Below are 22126 nucleotides of genomic sequence, written 5' to 3'. Positions count from 1 at the left end.
CATTATTGTCAAAAAGACTTATTTTTTGACCGCACTTTAGGGGAAGAGAATGTATTTTTTTGGAAAGATTATCGGGGTTATTTTAGGTTTCAAATGGGGTGGTTTTTTCGGTGCCATCGCTGGACTCATTTTAGGCTCAATCGCAGATAAAAAACTTTATGAGATGGGTTCTGTTAACTCAAGCTTTTTTAAGAAAAAAACGACCCGACAAGCACTTTTCATGCAAACTACTTTTGCGGTACTTGGGCATTTGAGTAAATCCAAAGGTCGTGTGACGGAAGAAGATATTCAACTGGCGAATCAGTTGATGAATCAGATGCAATTAGATGAGAGTCATCGTAAACTTGCTCAAGAGGCTTTTAGTCGAGGTAAAGCAACAGATTTTCCACTACGTCAAGTGATTCGCGAATTTCGTATTGGATGTGGACAACGTGCTGACTTACTGAGAATGTTCTTGCACGTACAAGTGCAAGCCGCATTTGCTGATTCTCAATTACATGACTCAGAAAAAGAAGTCCTTTATGTGGTGGCTGAAGAGCTTGGTCTTTCCCGTATGCAGTTTGAGCAAATGCTGGCAATGGAAATTGCAGCTCGTCAATTTACGCAAGGTGGATTCTATCGCCAATACCAACAAGGTGGCAATCAACAGCAAGGTGGCTATCAATACCAACAACAAGGCGGATACCAACAATCTTCAGGTCCAACATTAAGTGATGCTTATAAAGTACTGGGTGTGAGTGAAAGCGATGACCGTAATGCTGTAAAACGTGCATATCGTCGTTTAATGAATGAACATCATCCGGATAAATTAGTGGCTAAAGGCTTACCGCCAGAAATGATGGAAATGGCTAAAGAAAAGGCACAACAAATCCAAGCTGCTTACGATTTAATTTGTAAAGTGAAAGGCTGGAAATAGTGCGTGTTATCCTCGCTCCCATGCAAGGGGTGCTCGATCCTTTCGTTCGCCAGCTTTTAACCGAAGTGAATGAATACGATCTCTGCATCACCGAATTTGTCCGCGTGGTAGATCAACTCTTACCTGAAAAGGTCTTTTATCGTCTTTGCCCTGAACTCAAAAATCAGGGTTTTACACCTTCTGGAACACCTGTCCGTGTCCAACTTTTAGGTCAACATCCGAACTGTCTTGCTGAAAATGCCCATCGTGCCATTGAGCTTGGATCACATGGTATTGATTTAAATTGTGGCTGTCCTTCTAAGACCGTTAATGGCAATAACGGAGGTGCAGCCCTACTCAAACAACCTGAATTAATTTATCAAGCGACTCTAGCCTTACGACAAACTGTACCTAGCCACTTGCCTGTTAGCGTTAAAGTACGATTAGGGTGGGATTGTACTTCACAAGCGTTTGAAATTGCCGATGCAGTACAACAAGGTGGCGCGACTGAAATCACCATTCACGGCCGAACCAAAGTCGATGGCTATCGTGCCGATCGCATTAATTGGGAAAAAATCGGTGAAGTGAGATCTCACTTGGCGATCCCTGTAATTGCTAATGGTGAAATTTGGCGTTGGGAAGATGGTCAAGCATGTTTAAAAGCGACCGAGTGTGAAGATCTAATGGTCGGGCGTGGTGCATTAAATATCCCAAACTTAAGCCTTGTACTCAAACAAAATTGCGAAAAAATGCCTTGGGCGGATATTCAAAAGATCTTGCAAAAATATGCGGAAATGGAAAATTTCCATGATTCCGGTTTTTATCATGTTGCCCGCATCAAACAATGGCTACGCTATCTCAATAAAGAATATCCTGAAGCAAATATCGTTTTTGAGCGAATTAAAACCTGTCAAACTGCAGAAGATCTAAGAAATAGACTGAACTAATGCTAAAAAAGTGCGCTCAGAATCGACGGCTTTTTTAGCATAATCCTCACTTGCACGATGAGTTCAACACTCAAACAAAACTTGTCCAAAATCAAAAAGTTATCTAACATAACAAGTAGAATCGATGAGGCATACACCACAAGAAAGAAGAGGTGCCTTATGAAGACTCGTCTAATGACCAATGAAGGTGAAGCTAATCCAGCATTAGCGCCAGTCGTTTAGAAAAAACTCACTAAAAATTGGCTCAACCGCTTGATACTCAAGCGCTAATGCCAAAAAAGATGGCTCATTTTCCCTTAAATGGATCGCTCACTACTCCACCTTGTAGTGAAAACGTAGCTTGGACCATTTTTAAAGCACCTATTCAAGCAAGTAAAGCACAAATTACCGCAATAGAAGAAATGGAAGGGAAAAATAACCGTCCAACGCAACTATTAAATCAGCGTGATGTGGAAGTTGAACAATAAATAAAAAATGCGTGGATAGTTTCCACACATTTTTTATTCGATTAGAAGAGATTAAAGGTGAATGTTGCCATCATAGATATGAGTAGCATCACCCGTCATATAAAGCGGCGAACCTACGCCTTCCCACTCAATAAGCAAGCTACCACCAGGTAGATCAACCTGCACTTTGTTATCAAGTAAACCTTGCATAATTCCAACAGCCGCTGCCGCACAAGCACCACTGCCACACGCTTGCGTTTCACCTGCACCACGTTCATATACACGCAATTTAATGTGGTTACGATTGACGACTTGCATAAATCCAGCGTTTACCCTTTCCGGAAAACGTTCGTGATTTTCTAATAATGGACCTAACTCTGCTACATTGGCCGTTTCAATATCATCCACTTGAACAACACAATGTGGATTGCCCATTGATACTGCACCACAAAGCACCGTTTGAACATCGGTACGTAAAATATAGTTTTTTTCAAATTTGTTGGCAGTAAAAGGAATTTTATTGGGTTCCCAAATCGGCTCACCCATATTGACACGAATTTGCCCATCTTCTTTTACCGTTAAAATCATTTTTCCTTTTTGCGTGCTTACTGCAATATCCTTTTTATTAGTCAGCCCTTTTAAGGTCACAAAATGCGCAAAACATCTTGCCCCATTTCCACATTGTGACACTTCACTGCCATCTGCATTGAAAATACGATAATGGAAATCCAAATCTGGATCATAAGGTGGCTCAACAATTAAAAGCTGATCAAAACCAATGCCACGATGACGATCCGCTAAGCGTTTAATAGTTTCAGGGGTAAAATAGGCATTTTGCGTCACAGCATCAACAACGACAAAGTCATTGCCAAGGCCATGCATTTTGGAAAACTGCATGTTTCCTTCCTTGATTTGAAAATTTTTTGGCATTATAGAGAGCAATAAGCCGAATGGCAAATAGCCAGAATAGGCAAAGTGCGGTCAAAAAATACTTCATTTTCTCACCGCACTTTCATCATTACATCCAAGCGTTATTACGTATAATTCCTACTGCAATCCCTTCAATTTCAAAATGAGGCTGTTCCTCAAGATTCACCACAATCGGTTGAAACTCTTCATTTTCTGCATGCAGATAAATAACAGAACCTTTGCGTTCTAAGCGTTTTACTGTCACTTCATCTTCAATTCGGGCAACAACAATCTGTCCATTTCGCACATCTTTTGTACTATGCACAGCAAGAAGATCACCATCTAAAATACCGATATCTTTCATAGATTGGCCATATACTTTTAATAAAAAGTCAGCTTGAGGTTTGAACATATTAGCGTCAACACGATAAGTACCTTCAATATGTTGCTCAGCCAAAATCGGCTCGCCAGCGGCCACACGACCAATGAGTGGTAAGCCTTCTTTCTCATCATTTGCTGTGTCATCAATAATACGGATACCACGAGAAGCACCTGCCACTATTTTAATTGCGCCTTTACGGGCAAGCGCTTTTAAGTGTTCTTCTGCCGCATTCGGGGATTTAAAACCTAATTCCCGAGAAATCTCAGCTCTCGTAGGCGGCATACCTGTCGTTTCTAGATGACGTTTTAAGAGTTCCAGCACTTCTTGTTGTCTGGCAGTTAATGGTCTCATATACACCCCTGTTTCTTTATACAGAAATCCTGTCAGTATATACATAAAGAATTTAATTGCAACAACTATTTTTGAGAGATAAAAATGCGGTCTATTTTTCTCTTATTCTAGAGTTATCTCCCATAAATCTCCAATATAAAATTTTAGAATTTAATGTGGCTAATATGTTAAAATACCTCACAATACCTAGCAAATGTCTAACAAAAAGAGAACGTTTATTATGTCTGGCATCGTAAGTACTTATCGTAAATTATTGGAATTTCCACTTTCAGTTTTAGTGAAAAATAATCCTATTCCTGCCCAACCTATCGAAGAGCTTCAACTCAACATCAATCAACCTATTCTTTATGTTTTACCTTACACCTCTCAAACTGACTTCGTGATTTTTCGCCGTAACTGCTTGAGTGTCGGTTTACCTGATCCCGCTGAAAAAAACGTGATTGATGGCGTAGCATTACCGCGTTATGTCTATTTGGATGAAGGGCGCCGTTTTTTTAAATCAAAAGGCGCAAAAGATGAAACGGTAAAGGTATTCAATAAATACTTAGAATTACACCATGATGTTGTCAATTTAGATGTGCAACTCATTCCTGTTTCTGTGCTTTGGGGCCGTTCTCCGGGTAAAGAAGATAAAGCAGGTTTACCGAATCTTCGCTTATTAAACGGTATTCAAAAAACCTTTGCAGCGATTTGGTTTGGACGTGACACTTTTGTGCGTTTTTCTCAAGCGCTTTCTTTGCGTTACATGGTAAATAAACACGGTTCAGATGAAAAAATTGCGCAAAAACTGGCTCGCGTCGCTAAAATACACTTTGCTAAACAACGCATTTCTGCGACAGGTCCTCGTTTACCAAACCGTGAAGCCATGTTTAATAAACTATTAAATTCCCAAGCAATCCAAAATGCGATTGAAGATGAGGCAAAATCAAAAAATATCAGCCACGAGAAAGCCTACGCTGAAGCCGAAAAAATTTTTCATGAAATTGCTGCAGATGTAAGCCACTCGAGCCTTCGCGCTGCAGATCGCTTCTTACGCTGGTTATGGAACAAACTGTATTCTGGCATTAATGTTCAAAACGCAGATCGAGTGCGTAAACTGGCACTAGAAGGTCATGAGATTGTTTATGTGCCTTGTCACCGCAGCCACATTGACTATTTATTACTTTCTTATGTGCTCTATCACCAAGGTCTTGTACCGCCACATATTGCAGCAGGGATCAACTTAAACTTCTGGCCAGCAGGTCCTTTATTCCGCAGCTGGGGCGCATTCTTTATTCGCCGAACATTTAAAGGTAATCGTCTTTATTCTGCAATTTTCCGTGAGTATTTAGGCGAATTATTCCACCGCGGTTATTCCGTCGAATACTTCATTGAAGGTGGTCGTTCTCGTACAGGTCGCTTGCTTGCACCGAAAACCGGTATGATGTCAATGACGCTACAAGCACTTCAGCATAACCAAACGCGTCCAATTTCTGTGGTGCCCGTGTATATCGGTTATGAGCACGTATTAGAAGTGGACACTTATGCGAAAGAATTACGTGGTGCCGCAAAAGAAAAAGAAAATGCGGGCTTAGTTTTGCGAGTGATTAAAAAATTGCGTAATTTAGGTCAGGGTTTTGTGAATTTCGGTGAGCCAATTACACTTTCCAATTATCTCAATCATCATTATCCAGAGTGGAAAGAACAATATCATGAAGATAAACCACACTGGTTTAACCATGCGGTTGGGTCTGTTTCTAATCAAGTGATGGTGAATATTAATAAAGCTGCTGCTGTTAATGCGATGAATTTAGTGGGGACCACTCTACTCTCTTCTCGTCAGCGTGCACTTTCTCATGAACAGCTATTAGAGCAACTCTCTAGCTATCAAGAAATGTTGCAGAATGTACCTTATTCTACTGATGTGGTACTGCCAACTGATACACCAAAAGCGATGCTTGATCATGTACTAAGTTTAGACCGTGTAGGGGTATTGGTTGAAAAAGATAACTTCGGCGAAATCATTCGCTTAGAACGTAATTCAGCGGTTCTTATGACTTATTATCGCAATAATATTCAGCATTTATTTGTATTGCCTTCACTTGTTGCAAGTATCGTTTTACATTATGAAGCGATCCAAAAAGATTTATTATTAGATGCAATACGTAAAATTTATCCATTCTTGAAAGGCGAACTCTTCCTTCATTTCAATGAAGAAGAATTAAATACACAAATTAAAGCCATTATTGGTGAATTTGCGCGTCAAGAAGTTATCCAAGCGAATGATAATTTCTTGTCTATCAACCGTTCTAAAGTTCGTATTTTACAACTTTGGTCTGCGGGTATACGTGAAATCTTACAACGCTACTATATTACAGTGAGTATTTTACGTAGAGACCCTGAAATTGCTCGTGGTTTACTAGAAAAGGAAAGCCAATTGGTGGCACAGCGTCTTTCCGTATTACATGGTATTAATGCACCGGAATTCTTCGATAAAGCCGTCTTTTCCACCTTTATTGCTAATTTGAAAGAAGAGGGTTATTTCGAGGATAATAAAGAAAAATTAGATGAGCTAGCCTCAATCTTAGAGCGCTTAATTTCTAGTGAGGTTTGCTTAACAATCAATGGTGCTGCAGATAAAGCCGATGAAGTTGTGATTGAAATAGAAGAAGATAAATCTAAAGAAGATAAATAATCAATACTTCTAATAATAAAAGGGCGTGTTGAATATATAACAAGCCCTTTTATCCATATTGTATGATTAATTCAACCAGAAATAATACCCTATTGTCGCAATGACTAATACACATACAACATTTAAGATAAATCCAACTTTGATCATATCACTTTGACGAACTTCACCCGTACCAAATACGATTGCATTTGGCGGTGTCGCCACTGGTAACATAAAGGCACAAGATGCACCTAAACCGATGATTAACGCAAGACCAATTTCCGGCATACCAAGAGATTGTGCGATGGAAATAAAGATTGGTACTAATAATGCAGCACTTGCCGTATTGGAAGTGAATTCAGTTAAGAAAATAATGAAGGTCGCGACCAATAAACCAATGAGGTAGTAATGTTGTCCTTGAACTAAGAATACAATACCGTCAGCTAAAACTTTACTTGCACCAGAATCTTTTAACACCGCACTCAAGGTTAAACCACCACCGAAAAGCATCAATACGCCCCAATCAGTACTTTCTTGAATTTGTTTCCAATTTGCTACCCCTGTTGAACAAATAATCACAGCAGCAAGTAATGCAACCACACTATCAAAACTACCGATATTTTTGGCAAGACCAAATACACCTGAAATCATTGGATTAATATAGCTACTGAATACCCAGCAGAGCGCAATCACAGCAAAAATCACAAGCGTTAAAATGCGCTGACCATTCATTTCAATACGTTCAAAGTTTTGATCAAAACGTAAATTAAGTTTTGGTTTAAATACAATGAAAAGTGTACCTACCATTAATGGCATCAAAATAATCATAATTGGCAAGCCATACCATAACCAATCAGAGAAGGTTAAATGTAAGTTACTTGCGACAATAGCATTTGGTGGACTACCCACTAATGTTCCCATCCCACCGATACTCGCACTATATGCAATACCCAATAATACGAAAACATAAGTATTGTGTTCTTTTTCTTTATCAAGTTGACTTAAGATCCCCATGGCTAAAGGCAACATCATGGCTGCTGTTGCAGTATTGCTCATCCACATAGAAAGAAAAGCAGTAATAGAGAAAAGATACATCACGGCAACAAATAAATTGCCGCGAGCCATTGCCATGATTTTATTCGCAATCATTTTATCAAGCTTTTGCATGTGCAAGGCTGTCGCTAAAGCAAAACCACCAAAGAACAAGAAAATGGTTGGATCAGCAAAAGCCACTAAAGCTTGCTTCGTTGTGACCAAATCAAGTGCAATAGCAAGCAATGGGACTAATAGCGCAGTCACTGTTACATGCAGTGCTTCAGTTAACCAAAGAATAGCCACAAAGGCTAATAATGCTAAACCCGCATTTTCCTTAGGTGTGAAAGGTAGAAATTTTAATAAGATAGAAAAACAGATTATCGCAAGCAGAAAGATAATTCCACTTTTATAATCTTTTGTTATGTTTGTTTCGTTCATAGGCCCCTCCAAATTGATTGCAAATGAACCATTTATGATGTTAAATGAATGTTACAAACTTGCAACTTACAAATATTTAAAATGTGATCTTGTTCAAAAAATTTCAAACAAAAAAAGTGCGGTTATTTCTAACCACACTATAAAACGATCATAAATTTTAAAATTATTCTTCAAAATCTTCTAAATCTAACGCTTCTTGTGAAAGAATAATGCCGGTTAAATCCACGTAAATATAATCTTCAGGGAAGAATGTCACGCCACCAAAATTCACTGGAAGATCACTTTCACCATGATTATTATTTTCTGCGCCAACAGGAATTGGTGCGAGTGCATGAATACCAATATCAATATTTTCAAGCTGTTGAATTTGACGCACGGCACCGTAAACAATAATGCCCGCCCAGTCATTATCTGCGGCAAGTTGTGCAAGCTCAGCATCAATTAAAGCACGGCGTACAGCACCACCACCATCGATGACAAGCACTCTGCCGTTACCATTTTCTTCGAGAATTTCGGCAATTAATCCATTATTTTCAAAACATTTTACTGTCGTCACTTTGCCGTAGAAATTGCTGACTCCACCAAAGCTAGAAAAAATTGGCTCAACCACATCTACTTGATCAGCATAAATATCACAAAGTTCTGAAGTATCGATATACATAATGTACCCCTTGTCGTTAAAATTTTTTCTCTAGTATAAGCCGATTTAGCCGATAAGCAAGCCTAAACTAAACAAGATATTGATAAATAAAGAAATCATTGACATCTGAGCCAACATCGGACGCAACACCGTAGGCTCTTTGCTGCGATAAACAAATAACGCATGTTTTAATAACAGTGGAAATGCCAGTAAAAATAAGAAATGCCAAGGGCTAAATGCTGTTGATGCTGCAAATAGCATATAACATAAAGCGGCAACGCTTAATAAAACACAGTGATAAATACGTCCCTTCTTCGGACCAATACGCACAACCAGGGTATTTTTTCCTACTTTCGCATCTTGCTCAATATCTCGTAAGTTATTGATATTTAAAACTGCTGTTGCTAATAGACCAGAGCCAAGCGCAGGTAAAGTAATTAAGCTATCAATGCTGTGAGTTTGGAGATAGTAAGTTCCACCTACACCTAATAGTCCAAAAAAGAGCAGCACTGACAGATCGCCTAAACCTAAATAACCATAAGGTTTCGCTCCAACGGTATAAGTAATGGCAGCAATAATGGCAAGAATGCCCAAACCTGCAAAGGCCAATAAATCTGTTAGGTTTTGATATGCGATACCAATTAAGAATGCACCTGAGAAAAATGAACCCACCGCCATTAAAATTAGGCCCCACTTAAGCTCATTCGCGGAAATTGCACCTTGCTGAATACCACGTAAAGGCCCAATACGTTCTTCGGTATCTGACCCTTTTTGATGATCGCCATAATCGTTAGCAAAGTTAGAAAGTACTTGCAATAAAAGGGTGGTGAGCAAGCAAAGTAACATCACGGTGAGATTAAAACTTTCTTTATCCGCCCAATATGCCAATGCCGAACCAGTAAAAATAGAAGATAACGCCAAAGGCAAGGTTTTTGGACGAGCGGTTTCCCACCACATTTTCAATTTATGATTTGTCATTTTTTTTGACCGCACTTTTGATTACAATAAAGGGCGTATTCTACACGGAAATTGCCTTTTTATGAATGATTTAACACTGACTCTTCACCCAATTGCGGTGATTCACACGCCTTACAAAGAAAAATTCTCAGTGCCACGCCAACCAGATTTAGTACAGGATGGCATTGGCATCGTGGAACTGCTTCCTCCGTATAATACACCAGAAGCGGTTAGAGGATTAGAGCAATTTAGCCATCTTTGGCTTATTTTCCAATTTGACAAAGTACCCCATGGAAAATGGCAATCCACTGTTCGCCCTCCTCGTTTAGGGGGCAATCAACGTGTCGGTGTATTTGCTTCACGCGCTACGCATCGCCCTAATCCGCTAGGCTTATCCAAAGTTGAATTACGCCAAGTGGAATGTATTCATGGACGTGTTTTTCTGCATTTGGGTTCCGTGGATCTTGTAGATGGTACACCTATTTTTGATATTAAGCCTTATATTGCCTATGCTGATAGCGAACCTGAGGCAAAATCAAGTTTTGCGCAAGAAAAACCACCTGCAAAATTAAACGTAGAATTTACAGAAATCGCCCAAAGTGCAGTTGAAAAATATCACAAAAACCGACCGCACTTAGCGAGATTTATTACAGAAGTGATCGCACAAGATCCCCGCCCGGCTTATCAACAAGGTAAAGAAACCGATCGTATTTACGGTATTAGTCTGTACGAATTTAATATTAAATGGCGTATTAAAGCGGGGACAACAGACTGTGTCGAAATTCTGGATATCCAGAAATTAAAAGAACAAAAAAGCTGACTTTCGTCAGCTTTCTTTTTATCGTTTTAATTATGTCTAATCCGGCAATGCATTCAGTACAGCTTTGACGAGCGTTGCCAATGGAATAGCGAAAAATACGCCCCAGAACCCCCATAATCCACCGAAAATCAGCACCGAAATAATGATTACTAAAGGATGTAAATTAACGACTTCAGAGAATAAATACGGTACTAACAGGTTTCCATCTAGAAGTTGACTTACCGCAAAGGCCACAATCAAATACCAAAACGTTGGGGAAATGCCAAACTGGAACATCGCAACTAAAGCAACAGGGATCGTCACCAATACTGCACCGATATAAGGGACTAATACAGACAACCCAACGGCAACAGAAAGCAACAACGGATAATTTAAACCAAAGCTTAAAAAGATGATGTAAGTCACTACGCCAACAATCAAAATTTCCAACAACTTGCCATGAATATAATTCGCAATTTGTTGCTGCATTTCATTCCATACTTTAGAGGCCAAAAGACGGTTTTTAGGCAAAAATCGGCTTACACCCGCAAGAAGTTCGCTTTTATCTTTCAGCATAAAGAACATCATTAATGGCACTAAAAATGCATAAATACCCAGTGATACAAGGTTCATTAATGAGGTAATCGACAATTTCACCGCAGATTCACCAAAGCCCAAAATCTTCGCTCGAGCCGCACTAAAAAAAGTGTCAATCATGGTGTAATCAATGAGTTCAGGATAATGCTCAGGAAGGGCTAACAACCATTCATGTAATTTATTGAACATGGCTGGCAAATCGCTTAATAAGGAAATCGTTTGATTCCATAGTGTTGGCACAAGCCCAAGGAAAATTAATAACGCCAAGGTTAGAAAGCCACCAAAAATAATTAACGTGGCGAGCATTCGAGGAAACTTTAATTTTTTCGTCAGGAAGTTAATCGGCATTTCCAATAAATATGCTAATACAATGGCAATCAGTAACGGGGCGATTAAATCACTAAAGAAATAAATCGCAATAAAGCCAAACAACAAAATGGCAAGTAGCCCCATCGCCTGCGGATCGCTTAAGCGGCGGCTATACCAATTTTTTAGCATTTCAAACATAAAGTCTTCCTAAACAAGTATTTTTTGTCATTATAAGTTAAAATTTAAATCAATCCTATATCCACTCATTCAACATAAAATAGAAGGAAACGTTATGTCTGTTAAGATTTATCATAATCCACGCTGTTCAAAAAGCCGTGAAACCCTAGCTTTATTAGAAGAAAAGGGCATTCAACCGACTATCGAACTTTATTTACAACAACACTACTCTGTTGAAGCATTACAGCAACTGGCTAATAAATTAGGATTAGATGATGTTAGAAAAATGATGCGTACCAAAGATGAGCTTTATCAATCATTAGGGTTAGATAATCCTGCATTAACTCATGATGATTTATTAAAAGCCATCAGTGAAAATTCAGCCTTATTAGAGCGCCCGATTGTGGTAAAAGGTGAAAAAGCCAAAATTGGACGACCGCCTGAAAGCGTACTCGCCATTTTGTAATTCTATTCATTTTCGCTATAATAACTTGCCGTGAAACACTTCACGGCAATTTTTTAGAGGTTAATATGACAAAAAAAACAAAAAGTGCGGTTGAGAATCAGCCCATTTATCAACACGCCAAAGGAGTCGTGAAAGATAATGCTGTGATGGCACTATTACACGACAAATTATTCTGCCAACGCGTTGAGAAAAAACGTAAAGGCAAAGGCAGTTACCAACGAAAAGCAAAATATGCGAGCAATTGGTTTGAAAAGCCCGATGATAAAGTTTTTGATTTCAGAAATTTTATCATCGGGTTTTTCGTTTCAATTTCAGTATAAAAAATAACAAACAGAGGAAGTCTATATGTCAATCAAAACAGAAATTTTATTTAACAATACTTGGAATGTCCGTATCAGTGACCCGGGTGAAGAAGGGGCTCAAAGCCACTTTTTTGAAACCATTTATCTCACGCTCACGGCTTATTTTGAAGACGAAAATGTGCGTTATGAATTTGTGCGTAAAGTAGAAGATCAAGTAAAAATCAAACGCTCATTTACCCAATTAGACGAGTTATTCAAATTCTTAGGAGATTATTTGGATCCAGTTTCACTCGGTAATCTCGGCGTAAAAATAGGTAACTTAGGCGTGAAAGCTGAATAAATTTTTTCTAATAAAAAAGTGCGGTCAACTCAATTGAACCACACTTTTTTTCTTAACTCATACTATCGTGCTAGCAAGACATTTAATGCCGAATAGAGCGATTGAGCCGCGTCATTTGGTAATGTATTACCTTTTTCATCAGTAATGATAACTGCACTTTGTTTACCCACGGCTAAGATTTGCATTTGGTAAACGCCTTTTTCTAAATGAGGTTGACTTGCCCCTAAGCGTAACCACGCTTGTTTATCCAATGGTTTATATTTCAATTCTCGATAACCACGGCCAGCCGATTCCGATGTCGCTTTAAAGCCTAATTTCGGTAAAACCGAACCTAAACGTTGCCATGCTTGAGCAAAACTTGCATTCATACCTAATGCCATTCTGCCATTCGTATCAGTAATTACACTCGATTGAAAAGGCATCGTTGACGTGCCGGTTAAGTCTTGTTGTTGTTTGTTATAAGCGTTAGTGATCGCAGAAATAAAACGATTTAAACGATCGGATGCGTATCGCTGTTTATTTACTTGATTTGGCGTATAAATTACGCCGTCATGGCGCATTTGCTCTACCGAAACAGCTAGTGCACTTGCGTCTTTCGCTGTCACTTGTTCTACTTTATAACGAATCTCTGTATTGGCTTTATCATCTGCACGACCCGTTGGCGCCCAATCACTAATTAATACCGCACCATTTAAAGTCGAATTCGTACCTTCTTCTTTTAATAAACGCTCAACTTGCTTAAGATTATAAAGCTCTGCTTGTGCATCCGTATAAACAATTAATGCACGTTCGCCATCAAATTGTGTTAAAGAATTTTTAATAATCGCTAATGGGGTTGAAGGCGGACGAATATCCACGCGTTCTTTTTTTCCATTAAGCTGAGGAAGTTTATAAGTTGGATCAGTTTTCGGCAATGTAACACCACCATTTGCTAAAGGAGAAAAGCTTGGTGTTTCACGATCAGAATCTTGATAAGTATCGTTAGCTGTCTGCATTTTTTCTACGTTGTTTGTACACGCCGATAGCAATGCTAACACGACTAAACTCAGTACGATTTTTTTCATTCCTTAAATCCTTTCAATAAAAAATAATTAGAATAATGACCGCTCTTTGACAAATAAAAGAGCTGAAAGTTTAAAGGGCTGTAAAAACAACCCTTTAATTCATTAAATCAAACAAGCAACTTTTAATGCTTCTTCTACTTTGACTTGCGCGCCTTCGCTTAACACGGTAAGTGGTAAACGTAAATGTGGAGTCTTAATTAAGCCTAAACGATATGCTGCCCATTTGACTGGAATTGGATTTGATTCAATAAATAAATTCTTATGTAAAGGCATTAAACGAGCATTAATTTCTTCTGCTTTTGCAAAATCGCCCGCTAAAGCATAACGACACATTGCCGCCATGTCTTTTGCAGCAAGGTTATTTGTCACTGAAATGACTCCCTCTGCACCTAATTTGATGGCATCTAACCCAGTGGCATCATCACCGCTTAATACAATAAAATCCTTACCGGCTAATCCTTTAATCGCAGTGATGCGAGCTAAATCGCCAGTTGCTTCTTTAATCCCCACAATATTATCAATTTGCGCTAAACGTGCCACAGTTTCAGGTTTCATGTCACTGCCGGTACGACCTGGCACATTATAAAGAAGTTGTGGTAAATCCGTGCATTCTGCAATCGCTTTAAAATGTTGGAACATGCCTTCTTGAGTCGGTTTATTGTAGTAAGGGACAACAGATAAGCAACCCGCCACACCACTATCACGCAATAATTTTGTCATCACGATAGCTTCGCTTGTTGCATTTGCACCAGTACCCGCGATAATTGGGATACGACCTTTCGCTAACTCAACTGTCTTTTCTATCACCTTTACATTTTCTTCAATGCTTAATGTCGCAGATTCTCCTGTTGTGCCCACAGATACAATCGAATCAGTACCCGCATCAATATGAAATTCAATAAGTTTTTTTAATGTTTCAAAATCAATGTTTCCATGGTTATCCATCGGGGTTACTAAAGCAACAATACTGCCTGAAAATAAAGGGTTTTGCATAGTCATAAGCTCTCCATTTACATCTATTCTGCGTTTAACAATAATATTTGAAAATACTGAGTTATAATCGCTAAAATAGTTTAAATTTACAAATTATTTTTCACATTTTTAAGGATTTTTTATGAAAACATTACAAGTAGGTGATTTAGCACCCCAATTCACACTCTTAAATCAAGACAATCAACCTGTTTCACTTAGCAATTTCAAAGGTAAAAAAGTACTCGTGTATTTTTACCCAAAAGCATTAACGCCGGGCTGTACAGCTCAAGCCTGTGGTTTACGTGATACTAAAAGTGAATTAGAAAAATTAGGTGTTGTCATTTTAGGCATCAGTACAGATGCACCCAAAAAACTCGCTCAATTTGTCGAGAAAAAAGCACTCAATTTCACCTTACTTTCTGATGAAGATCACCAGGTTGCAGAACAATTTGGCGTCTGGGGAGAAAAGAAATTTATGGGTCGTGTTTATGATGGTATTCATCGTATTACCTTTCTCATTGATGAACAAGGCAAAATTCAACATGTTTTTGATAAATTCAAAACGGGTGAACATCATCAAGTCGTCTTAGATTATCTACAACCCCTTTAAAATACCTCTCAAAACAACCGCACTTTTCTGATTTACCCCAAAGTGCGGTTAAAAAAATACTCATTTTTTTAATTTATATTTACGCTCTATTTTCCATTTGATAGAATTCACATCTAATTGAAATTCATTCTCAATCTAATTTGTTTTTATTAGCCATACAAGGACTATCAAATGCTACAACTTTTTGATTTTTTACAACAATATAGTGATTACATAATTATCGGGTTTCTACTTCTGATGAGTGTAATCATGCTCAGCGCTGTGATTGAGCGTTTTCTCTTTTTAAAGCGTGTGAACGTAGCGAAATATTCTAATATTCACGCACTTGAAATTGATTTAAATCGTAATATGACCGTAATCTCCACTGTTGGTGCCAATGCGCCTTATGTTGGCTTACTCGGTACAGTAATTGGAATTTTATTGACTTTCTACCAAATTGGCCATGGCGATGGCGAAGTCGATGCCGGTGCTATTATGATGCACCTCTCTCTTGCATTAAAAGCAACCGCATTAGGTATTTTAGTCGCGATTCCTTCCATGATGCTCTATAACGGCTTAGGTCGTAAAGTAGAAGTTAACCTATTGAAATGGAAAGTATTAAACGCTCAAAAAAATAAGGAATAATCGTGAAAAAATTTGATGAAATTAACATCATTCCTTTCATCGACATTATGTTGGTGTTATTAGCGATAGTGTTGATCACCGCATCCTTTATTTCTCAAGGAAAAATTCAAGTCAATGTACCAAAAGCGAGTTCAACGGTCGCATTCAAATCAGATGAATTAGCCAAATTATTAACCGTGACGGCAGATAAACAGCTTTATTTTAATGATAAACTAATCTCGCAAGAAGCGCTTGAAAAAGAGATCGCTGGTTGGAATAAAGATCAGAAAGTTACATTAAAAATTGATGCAGAAGCATCTTTCCAAGATTTCGTGACCATTACCGATATGTTATCGAAAAATGAAATCAAAAATGTCGCCATTGTTTCCATGAAAGATAAAGGCGCCCCAAGCAAAACGACTCAAGGAAATGAATCAAAAAATACGCCTGAAGTGGGTGGAGTTGCAAGCGGAGGCGTTGGAGTAGGACGTAGTCAATGAACAGCCAACAAGCTAAACGATCACTATTAAGCTTGCTTATTTCTCTATTAATTCATGGTGCAATTATAGGCGGATTGCTTTGGAATTGGCATACGCCACATGAAGCGGCGAGTAATGTTCCAGGTGAAATATCCACGACAATTTCGATGGAAATGATTCAAGGAATGCGAGTGGAAGAACCCGCTCCTGAGCCGGAACCTGAACCTCAACAGGCAGAACCGGAACCTGAAAAACAGGAAGTCGTTGCGGATCCAACGAAGAAACCAGAGCCTGAGAAGAAAAAAGAACCTGAGAAAAAGCCAGAAAAACCAATAGAAAAACCGAAACCAAAACCGAAAGAGAAGCCAAAAGAAAAACCTAAAAATGAGGTAAAAGCAGAGAAAGCGGTAGAAATGCCGAAGAATTTACCGATTGGCGATAAGAATGTTAATTCGACGGCTACGGCAAATTCTAAAGCGACAACTACTGGTCAACCTGGCCCAAATGGTATTCAAGGTGGTTCTGGAGCCAATACAGATGAGCATAATGCCTATAGAGTAGCTATTCGACGTGAAATTGAACGGCATAAGCGATATCCTGCACGTGCTAAAATGATGCGTAAACAAGGTATTGTTAGTGTCAGTTTTAGTGTTGGAGCAGATGGTTCTCTGTCTGGAGAGCGTGTCACTAAATCTTCTGGTGATGAAAGCTTAGATAATGCAGCACTTGAAGCTGTAAGAAGTGCGAGACCTGTCGGTCCAAAACCTGCTGGATTTGCGTCTTCAGTAAGCGTACCAATTAGTTTCACCATTCAATAAATAAAAAGGCGAACATCATGTTCGCCTTTCTTTTTGCTAATTTTAATTAGCCCATACCGTATTTTTTCAATTTCTTACGCAATGTACCACGGTTGATACCGAGCATGTTAGCTGCACGGGTTTGGTTACCGCGGGTGTATTGCATAATCATATCTAACATCGGGTGTTCAACTTCCGCTAATACTAATTCGTAAAGATCATTCACATCTTGACCATCTAATTGTGATAAGTAATTGCGTAAAGCTTGTTTTACTGAATCACGTAATGGTTTGTTTGTTACTTGTGATTGAGAGTTTAAAACTGAAACGGTTAACGCTTCAGACGGACTACGTTGTTGTTCTAACATTTTTCTTTATCCAAAATTGAATTTAAAAAATCTTCCAGCACAATTAACTGCTCTTTCGGTTCATTAATTGCGTTAAAAGTCTGTCTAAAAACGGAATCGGGTTGAATTCCCTGTAAATACCAAGCCACGTGTTTACGGGCTATTCGATAGCCTTTTTGCTCACCATAGAACTGATGGAGTTCCTGAATATGACGCAAAATATGACCGCACTTTTCACGCAAACTTGGTGTTTGAATTATCGAATCATGTTCCACTAAAGCCTCAACGGCTTGAAAAAGCCATGGATTGCCTAGTGCGGCACGACCGATCATTATTGCATCAGCACCTGTATACTCAAGTACCTTTTTCGCTTTCGAGGCAGAATCAATATCACCATTCGCAATGATTGGAATTGAAATTGATTGTTTCACTGCTCGAATATTGTCGTATTCCGCTTCACCTTCAAATAAGCATTCTTTCGTCCGCCCGTGAATGGTTAAAGCCTGAATACCAGATTGTTCTGCAATTTTGCCGATTTGCACACAGTTTCGATTTGCTTTATCCCACCCTGTGCGAATTTTTAACGTCACAGGCACATCAACGGCATTCACGACTTCTTTTAAAATTTTCTCCACTAAATCGGGAAATTGAAGAAGTGCAGAGCCCGCCAGTTTTCGATTCACTTTCTTTGCGGGACAACCCATATTGATATCGATAATTTCAGCGCCATAGGCTACATTAATTGCTGCAGCTTGGGCCATTTCTAAAGGATCAGAACCTACGATTTGCACCGCATTTAATCCTAGTTCTTCACTATGTGCTAAACGAAGTTTCGATTTATCTGTATGCCAAACTTGTGGGTTGGTGGACATCATCTCTGAAAACGTTAATCCCGCACCGTAATGGGCACATAAACGTCGAAAAGGTTGATCCGTGATACCTGCCATGGGTGCCAATAAAATACGATTTTTTAATTCATAAGAACCAATTCGCATTTTATGTTATCCCCAATTACAAGTCCTATCTCCAGCAAGTCAGGCCACAATAGCAACCGACAAGGGGTGCTATATTACGCATTTTTCTTTTTTTTGCAAAGGGAAATTTGTTCAAAAAATACACTTTTTTAATTGACAAAAAGAAATTAAGCCGATTTTAATTTACCTTTAATACGGCACCATTCCTCTTTCACCGCCACAGGATCTAAATCAAACGATTGCGCATAGGCATCGCATACCGATTGCGCTTGCGTTTCTAAAATGCCTGATAATCCAAGATCACCACCCTCTTTCACTAATTGAGATATAATCGGGTAAAGTTCTTTTAATGGTCCAGCCAGAATATTTGCCACAACAACATCTGCTTTTAAATCAGCAGGCTTATCATCGGATAAGAAAAGTTGCAGACGATCTGCAACACCATTCTGTTCCGCATTATTACGACTGGCAAGAATCGCTTGTGGATCGATATCAATACCGATTGCATTTTTTGCCCCCAATTTAAGGGCTGCAATGGCAAGAATTCCTGAGCCACAGCCAAAATCGATCACTGTTTTGCCTGTTAAATCTAAACCATCTAACCACTCTAAACAAAGTGCAGTTGTCGGGTGGGTCCCTGTCCCAAAAGCTAAACCAGGATCAAGCATCACATTAACCGCATTTTGATCCGGCACTTCACGCCAGCTTGGGCAAATCCATAAACGTTGACCAAATTGCATTGGGTGGAAGTTATCCATCCATTCACGTTCCCAATCTTTATCCTCGATTTGCTCAATTTTGTAAGCGGTGTTTTCATCTAAATGATGTGCTTGTTTAAGCAAACTCACAATTTCATTCATATCGGTTTTAGCATCAAACAATGCAATCACATCGGTATTTCCCCACAGACGCGTTTCGCCTGGAAGTGGTTCAAAAATCGGCGTATCTTGGCTATCCATAAATGTGACCGAAACTGAGCCAATTTCTTCTAAAAAGTCGCTAATTTTCTCGGCTTTTTCATTTGTACTATTTAAGCGAATTTGAATCCACGCCATCTTCTTTTCCTTTTAATTAATTTCTTTGTGTAACCATCTGGGTAATAAACTTACGCCCAGGGCTGAAACCACAATAATGATAATCCCAAGCGCTGAAACAAGTGAAACCTCTTCGTTGAGTAATAATACTGCCAAAAAGACACCAAAAATCGGCTCAAGTGCGGTCAAAACTCCCGAGATTTTTGCATCCACTGAATTTAAGCCTTTATTCCATAACCAAAAAGCAAACCAACTGCATGCTACGCCGAGATAAATCAAACCGAAGAAACCAAGCCAGTTAAAATGGATATCCCAGTTTTCCGTCAGCAATAAAGTAAATGGCAGCATGGTGATGCTTGCTAACACAATCGAAATGGATGTATAGGCTTGTGCTGAAACCGTTGCCACCACTTTTTTCGTCCAACGCAAGCAACAAGCAAATACAATACTTGCCGCCACCACTAAGGAGCAACCCAATAAGCTAATTTCACTTGCGCCTTCATTTCCCTGCCCGCCTAGAATTAAAATGGCCACGCCTAAAAAGGCAAAAGCCCCACACACCCAATGATACCATTTCGCACGATCTTGAAAGAAAAAATGTCCTACAAAAATCACACATAATGGTTCTAATCCAATCATGGTTGTTGCGCTCGCCGCGCTCGTATATTTTAGACCAATAAATTGCAGCAAAAAGGTCGCAGTATAGTTGAAAAAACCTAGCCACCAAAGCTGTTTTCGCATCGGTTTAGACACGCCTTTCCAACGACGAAAAAAGAGTGGCATCACAATAATCGCTGCCATTAATAAGCGAGCTTGGATCATCAAAATGGTGTCCATCATTGTAAAGGTGTATTTAGCGGCAACAAAGGCACTACTCCAAATAAACAATGCTAGGATTTGATAAACCATAAAGTGCGGTCCATTTTTACTGTTTTTTTGCGCCGAATTGGTTACCCAAGATGAAAGCAATCAAACCAAATACAAGTGCAGGCACAATCGCATTAAAACCAAATAGTTTGATACCAAATTGAGTCAGCAGCACATAACTGCTTAATCCCACCACCATTGAACTTATTGCCCCTGCTGCATTTGCTTTATCCCAATAAATGCCTAATACAATCACCCAAAGGAATGCCGCTTCTAATCCCCCGAAAGCAAATAAATTCAACCAAATAATCATATCAGGTGGATTGAGAGCAGCGAGAATTAACAACGCCGATAAAATCAGTGTAATGACCGATGAAATACGGCTAATTCGTTTTTCATTCTTCGCGGCTTCAGGTTTGCTCGCAAGATATAAGTCTTTCACAAAAATTGAGGAGGATTGAATGAGTTGCGCATCAACTGTGGACATAATCGCTGACATCGGCGCGGCTAAGAAAATTCCTGCAACAATAGGTGGGAGCACTTCCAACATTAAGGTTGGAATGACTTTATCTGACACCGTTAAATCTGGCACAACGGCACGCCCTAAAGCGCCCGCCAAATGCATCCCTAACATAATGACTGAAAGGACAATCGTACCAATGAGCATGCCTCGATGTAAGGCTTTACTATCTTTGAAAGCCATACAACGCACGGCTGTATGTGGTAAACCAACCACACCGAAACAGACTAGGATCCAAAACGATGCCATAAATTGAAAATCGAGCATCTCATTCGGGCCGTAAGGACTCACTAAACTCGGATCAATTTCAGTTAATTTATTGACCGCACTTTCTACGCCACCGAGATGGTAAATAACGCCCACTAATAGCACAATTGTGCCAAAAATCATTACCGTACCTTGAATCGTATCAGTTAATACGACGGCTCGGAAACCACCAATAAACGTATAAATGCCAACCGTTAAGGCAAAAATAAGTAAGGCGTGAGTATAAGGAATCCCTATCGTGGTTTCGAGCAATCTTGCTCCACCAATAAATTGCACAACCATAGCAGCAAAGAAAGCAAGCAACAATGCTAGACTGGAAATCCAAACGAGATATTTATTTTTATAACGATAGAGAAATAAATCATTGATAGTAAGCGCATTGGTTTCACGAGAAAGTAATGCAAACTTTTTACCCAATGCGCCTAAGGCTAACCAAACAGCCGGCACTTGGATCATGGCGAGTAACACCCAACCTAGCCCATACTTATAAGCAGCCCCTGGCCCCCCGACAAAGGAACTAGCACTCGCATAAGTAGAAGCGGTTGTCATAGCGAGTATAAAGCCCGTCATTGAGCGATTTCCCACATAATATTCAGTCAAAAAATCACCTTTTACGCGTTTGGTATAAGCAAATAATGCGGCGCCGAAAATAAAAGCTAAATAGATAATTAATGGAAGAATAATACCTAAATTCATTATTTATTCTCCTTTGGCTCAACATCTAGTGGAATATCTAAAAAGACAATTTTGACAATCCAATACCCAATGACGACAAACAAAATAGGTAAATAAATGCAGGATAATTCAAACCACAACGGAAAACCTATTGGCCCAGGCGAGTCCTTAGGTAAATAAGCACAAACACACCATCCTATGACATAAAGAATAGCTAAACCTAATGCCCAACGCGCCTCCTTAGCGGCTTGTTTATAACGTTGTGATAAATCCAT

Annotated in this window: 26 protein-coding genes; 12 read left to right on the top strand and 14 right to left on the bottom strand. The window is 39.2% G+C overall.

The window, feature by feature from the left end:
* The first annotated feature begins 49 nt into the window (after positions 1–49).
* The 3 genes from djlA to EL215_RS10390 all read left to right on the top strand — a co-directional run bounded on the left by djlA (position 50) and on the right by EL215_RS10390 (position 2309).
* On the top strand, positions 50–916 hold the full coding sequence (gene djlA / locus EL215_RS04765; RefSeq protein WP_049356028.1) for a co-chaperone DjlA: 867 nt from the start codon (positions 50–52) through the stop codon (positions 914–916).
* Positions 916–1842: a tRNA dihydrouridine(16) synthase DusC gene (gene dusC / locus EL215_RS04760; protein ID WP_126470550.1), complete on the top strand. Its 927-nt coding sequence runs from the start codon at positions 916–918 to the stop codon at positions 1840–1842. Before djlA ends, dusC begins: the two co-directional genes overlap by 1 nt.
* Before the next feature lie 281 nt (positions 1843–2123).
* The gene (locus EL215_RS10390; RefSeq protein ID WP_232013321.1) at positions 2124–2309 is read left to right on the top strand and encodes a carbonic anhydrase family protein; all 186 of its coding nucleotides are present in this window, start codon (positions 2124–2126) and stop codon (positions 2307–2309) included.
* A gap of 51 nt (positions 2310–2360) precedes the next feature.
* Here the strand turns inward: EL215_RS10390 and dapF are convergent, their stop codons facing one another.
* Together dapF and lexA are read right to left on the bottom strand one after the other, a co-directional pair.
* Positions 2361–3185 carry a diaminopimelate epimerase gene (dapF, locus tag EL215_RS04750; protein ID WP_126470548.1) on the bottom strand — a complete coding sequence of 275 codons (825 nt, stop codon included), beginning with the start codon at positions 3183–3185 and terminating at the stop codon, positions 2361–2363.
* A gap of 121 nt (positions 3186–3306) precedes the next feature.
* Positions 3307–3930, bottom strand: a complete 624-nt coding sequence (gene lexA, locus EL215_RS04745; RefSeq protein WP_126470546.1) for a transcriptional repressor LexA — start codon at positions 3928–3930, stop codon at positions 3307–3309.
* Positions 3931–4150: 220 nt separating this feature from the next.
* Here lexA and plsB point away from each other — a divergent pair, with 220 nt between their 5' ends.
* Entirely contained in the window at positions 4151–6604 is a 2454-nt protein-coding gene (gene plsB / locus EL215_RS04740; protein WP_126470544.1) for a glycerol-3-phosphate 1-O-acyltransferase PlsB, read from the top strand.
* Positions 6605–6670: 66 nt separating this feature from the next.
* On the opposite strand, the gene EL215_RS04735 is transcribed toward plsB, so the two are convergent.
* The 3 genes from EL215_RS04735 to EL215_RS04725 all read right to left on the bottom strand — a co-directional run bounded on the left by EL215_RS04735 (position 6671) and on the right by EL215_RS04725 (position 9674).
* Positions 6671–8056, bottom strand: coding sequence for a DASS family sodium-coupled anion symporter (locus EL215_RS04735; RefSeq protein WP_126470542.1), 1386 nt, complete (start codon positions 8054–8056; stop codon positions 6671–6673).
* A gap of 163 nt (positions 8057–8219) precedes the next feature.
* Positions 8220–8717: a ribonuclease E activity regulator RraA gene (rraA, locus tag EL215_RS04730; protein WP_126470540.1), complete on the bottom strand. Its 498-nt coding sequence runs from the start codon at positions 8715–8717 to the stop codon at positions 8220–8222.
* 45 nt (positions 8718–8762) lie between these two features.
* The gene (locus EL215_RS04725; RefSeq protein ID WP_126470538.1) at positions 8763–9674 is read right to left on the bottom strand and encodes a 1,4-dihydroxy-2-naphthoate polyprenyltransferase; all 912 of its coding nucleotides are present in this window, start codon (positions 9672–9674) and stop codon (positions 8763–8765) included.
* A gap of 61 nt (positions 9675–9735) precedes the next feature.
* Here EL215_RS04725 and tsaA point away from each other — a divergent pair, with 61 nt between their 5' ends.
* Positions 9736–10473 carry a tRNA (N6-threonylcarbamoyladenosine(37)-N6)-methyltransferase TrmO gene (gene tsaA, locus EL215_RS04720; RefSeq protein ID WP_126470536.1) on the top strand — a complete coding sequence of 246 codons (738 nt, stop codon included), beginning with the start codon at positions 9736–9738 and terminating at the stop codon, positions 10471–10473.
* A gap of 36 nt (positions 10474–10509) precedes the next feature.
* On the opposite strand, the gene EL215_RS04715 is transcribed toward tsaA, so the two are convergent.
* Positions 10510–11556 carry an AI-2E family transporter gene (locus tag EL215_RS04715; RefSeq protein ID WP_126470534.1) on the bottom strand — a complete coding sequence of 349 codons (1047 nt, stop codon included), beginning with the start codon at positions 11554–11556 and terminating at the stop codon, positions 10510–10512.
* A 94-nt stretch (positions 11557–11650) separates the two neighbouring features.
* On the opposite strand from EL215_RS04715, the gene arsC reads away from it, so the two are divergent.
* From arsC to EL215_RS04700, 3 genes are all read left to right on the top strand, one after another.
* A complete protein-coding gene (arsC, locus tag EL215_RS04710; RefSeq protein ID WP_049356048.1) occupies positions 11651–12001 on the top strand; it encodes an arsenate reductase (glutaredoxin) in 351 nt (116 codons plus the stop codon).
* Positions 12002–12066: 65 nt separating this feature from the next.
* Positions 12067–12321 carry an alternative ribosome-rescue factor A gene (locus tag EL215_RS04705; RefSeq protein WP_126470532.1) on the top strand — a complete coding sequence of 85 codons (255 nt, stop codon included), beginning with the start codon at positions 12067–12069 and terminating at the stop codon, positions 12319–12321.
* Positions 12322–12346: 25 nt separating this feature from the next.
* The gene (locus EL215_RS04700) at positions 12347–12643 is read left to right on the top strand and encodes a DUF5377 family protein (protein WP_126470530.1); all 297 of its coding nucleotides are present in this window, start codon (positions 12347–12349) and stop codon (positions 12641–12643) included.
* 62 nt (positions 12644–12705) lie between these two features.
* On the opposite strand, the gene bamC is transcribed toward EL215_RS04700, so the two are convergent.
* Positions 12706–13707, bottom strand: a complete 1002-nt coding sequence (gene bamC, locus EL215_RS04695) for an NlpB/DapX family lipoprotein (protein WP_126470528.1) — start codon at positions 13705–13707, stop codon at positions 12706–12708.
* 102 nt (positions 13708–13809) lie between these two features.
* Complete coding sequence (dapA, locus tag EL215_RS04690; RefSeq protein ID WP_126470526.1) at positions 13810–14706, bottom strand: 4-hydroxy-tetrahydrodipicolinate synthase; 897 nt, start codon at positions 14704–14706, stop codon at positions 13810–13812.
* Positions 14707–14821: 115 nt separating this feature from the next.
* Here dapA and bcp point away from each other — a divergent pair, with 115 nt between their 5' ends.
* The 4 genes from bcp (at position 14822) to EL215_RS04670 (ending at position 17189) form a co-directional block, all read left to right on the top strand.
* Positions 14822–15289, top strand: coding sequence for a thioredoxin-dependent thiol peroxidase (bcp, locus tag EL215_RS04685; RefSeq protein ID WP_126470524.1), 468 nt, complete (start codon positions 14822–14824; stop codon positions 15287–15289).
* A 171-nt stretch (positions 15290–15460) separates the two neighbouring features.
* On the top strand, positions 15461–15913 hold the full coding sequence (gene exbB / locus EL215_RS04680) for a TonB-system energizer ExbB (RefSeq protein ID WP_126470523.1): 453 nt from the start codon (positions 15461–15463) through the stop codon (positions 15911–15913).
* A gap of 2 nt (positions 15914–15915) precedes the next feature.
* A complete protein-coding gene (gene exbD, locus EL215_RS04675) occupies positions 15916–16392 on the top strand; it encodes a TonB system transport protein ExbD (RefSeq protein ID WP_126470521.1) in 477 nt (158 codons plus the stop codon).
* Positions 16389–17189, top strand: coding sequence for an energy transducer TonB (locus EL215_RS04670; protein ID WP_126470519.1), 801 nt, complete (start codon positions 16389–16391; stop codon positions 17187–17189). The genes exbD and EL215_RS04670 overlap by 4 nt, the downstream gene beginning before the upstream one ends.
* A 46-nt stretch (positions 17190–17235) precedes the next feature.
* Here the strand turns inward: EL215_RS04670 and fis are convergent, their stop codons facing one another.
* The 6 genes from fis to EL215_RS04640 form a co-directional block, all read right to left on the bottom strand.
* The gene (gene fis, locus EL215_RS04665; protein ID WP_005696908.1) at positions 17236–17535 is read right to left on the bottom strand and encodes a DNA-binding transcriptional regulator Fis; all 300 of its coding nucleotides are present in this window, start codon (positions 17533–17535) and stop codon (positions 17236–17238) included.
* Positions 17529–18509, bottom strand: coding sequence for a tRNA dihydrouridine synthase DusB (gene dusB / locus EL215_RS04660; RefSeq protein WP_049356065.1), 981 nt, complete (start codon positions 18507–18509; stop codon positions 17529–17531). Before dusB ends, fis begins: the two co-directional genes overlap by 7 nt.
* 146 nt (positions 18510–18655) lie before the next feature.
* On the bottom strand, positions 18656–19543 hold the full coding sequence (gene prmA / locus EL215_RS04655; protein WP_126470517.1) for a 50S ribosomal protein L11 methyltransferase: 888 nt from the start codon (positions 19541–19543) through the stop codon (positions 18656–18658).
* Positions 19544–19555: 12 nt separating this feature from the next.
* On the bottom strand, positions 19556–20431 hold the full coding sequence (locus EL215_RS04650) for a DMT family transporter (protein ID WP_126470515.1): 876 nt from the start codon (positions 20429–20431) through the stop codon (positions 19556–19558).
* 16 nt (positions 20432–20447) lie between these two features.
* Positions 20448–21872, bottom strand: coding sequence for a sodium/pantothenate symporter (gene panF, locus EL215_RS04645; RefSeq protein ID WP_126470513.1), 1425 nt, complete (start codon positions 21870–21872; stop codon positions 20448–20450).
* On the bottom strand, positions 21872–22126 hold the full coding sequence (locus EL215_RS04640; protein ID WP_049356072.1) for a YhdT family protein: 255 nt from the start codon (positions 22124–22126) through the stop codon (positions 21872–21874). The genes panF and EL215_RS04640 overlap by 1 nt, the downstream gene beginning before the upstream one ends.

It is taken from the genome of Haemophilus parainfluenzae (assembly GCF_900638025.1).
Taxonomy (GTDB): domain Bacteria; phylum Pseudomonadota; class Gammaproteobacteria; order Enterobacterales; family Pasteurellaceae; genus Haemophilus_D; species Haemophilus_D parainfluenzae_J.
Note: the sequence above shows the minus strand (reverse complement) of the source record. Positions and strands in the feature narration are given on the sequence as shown.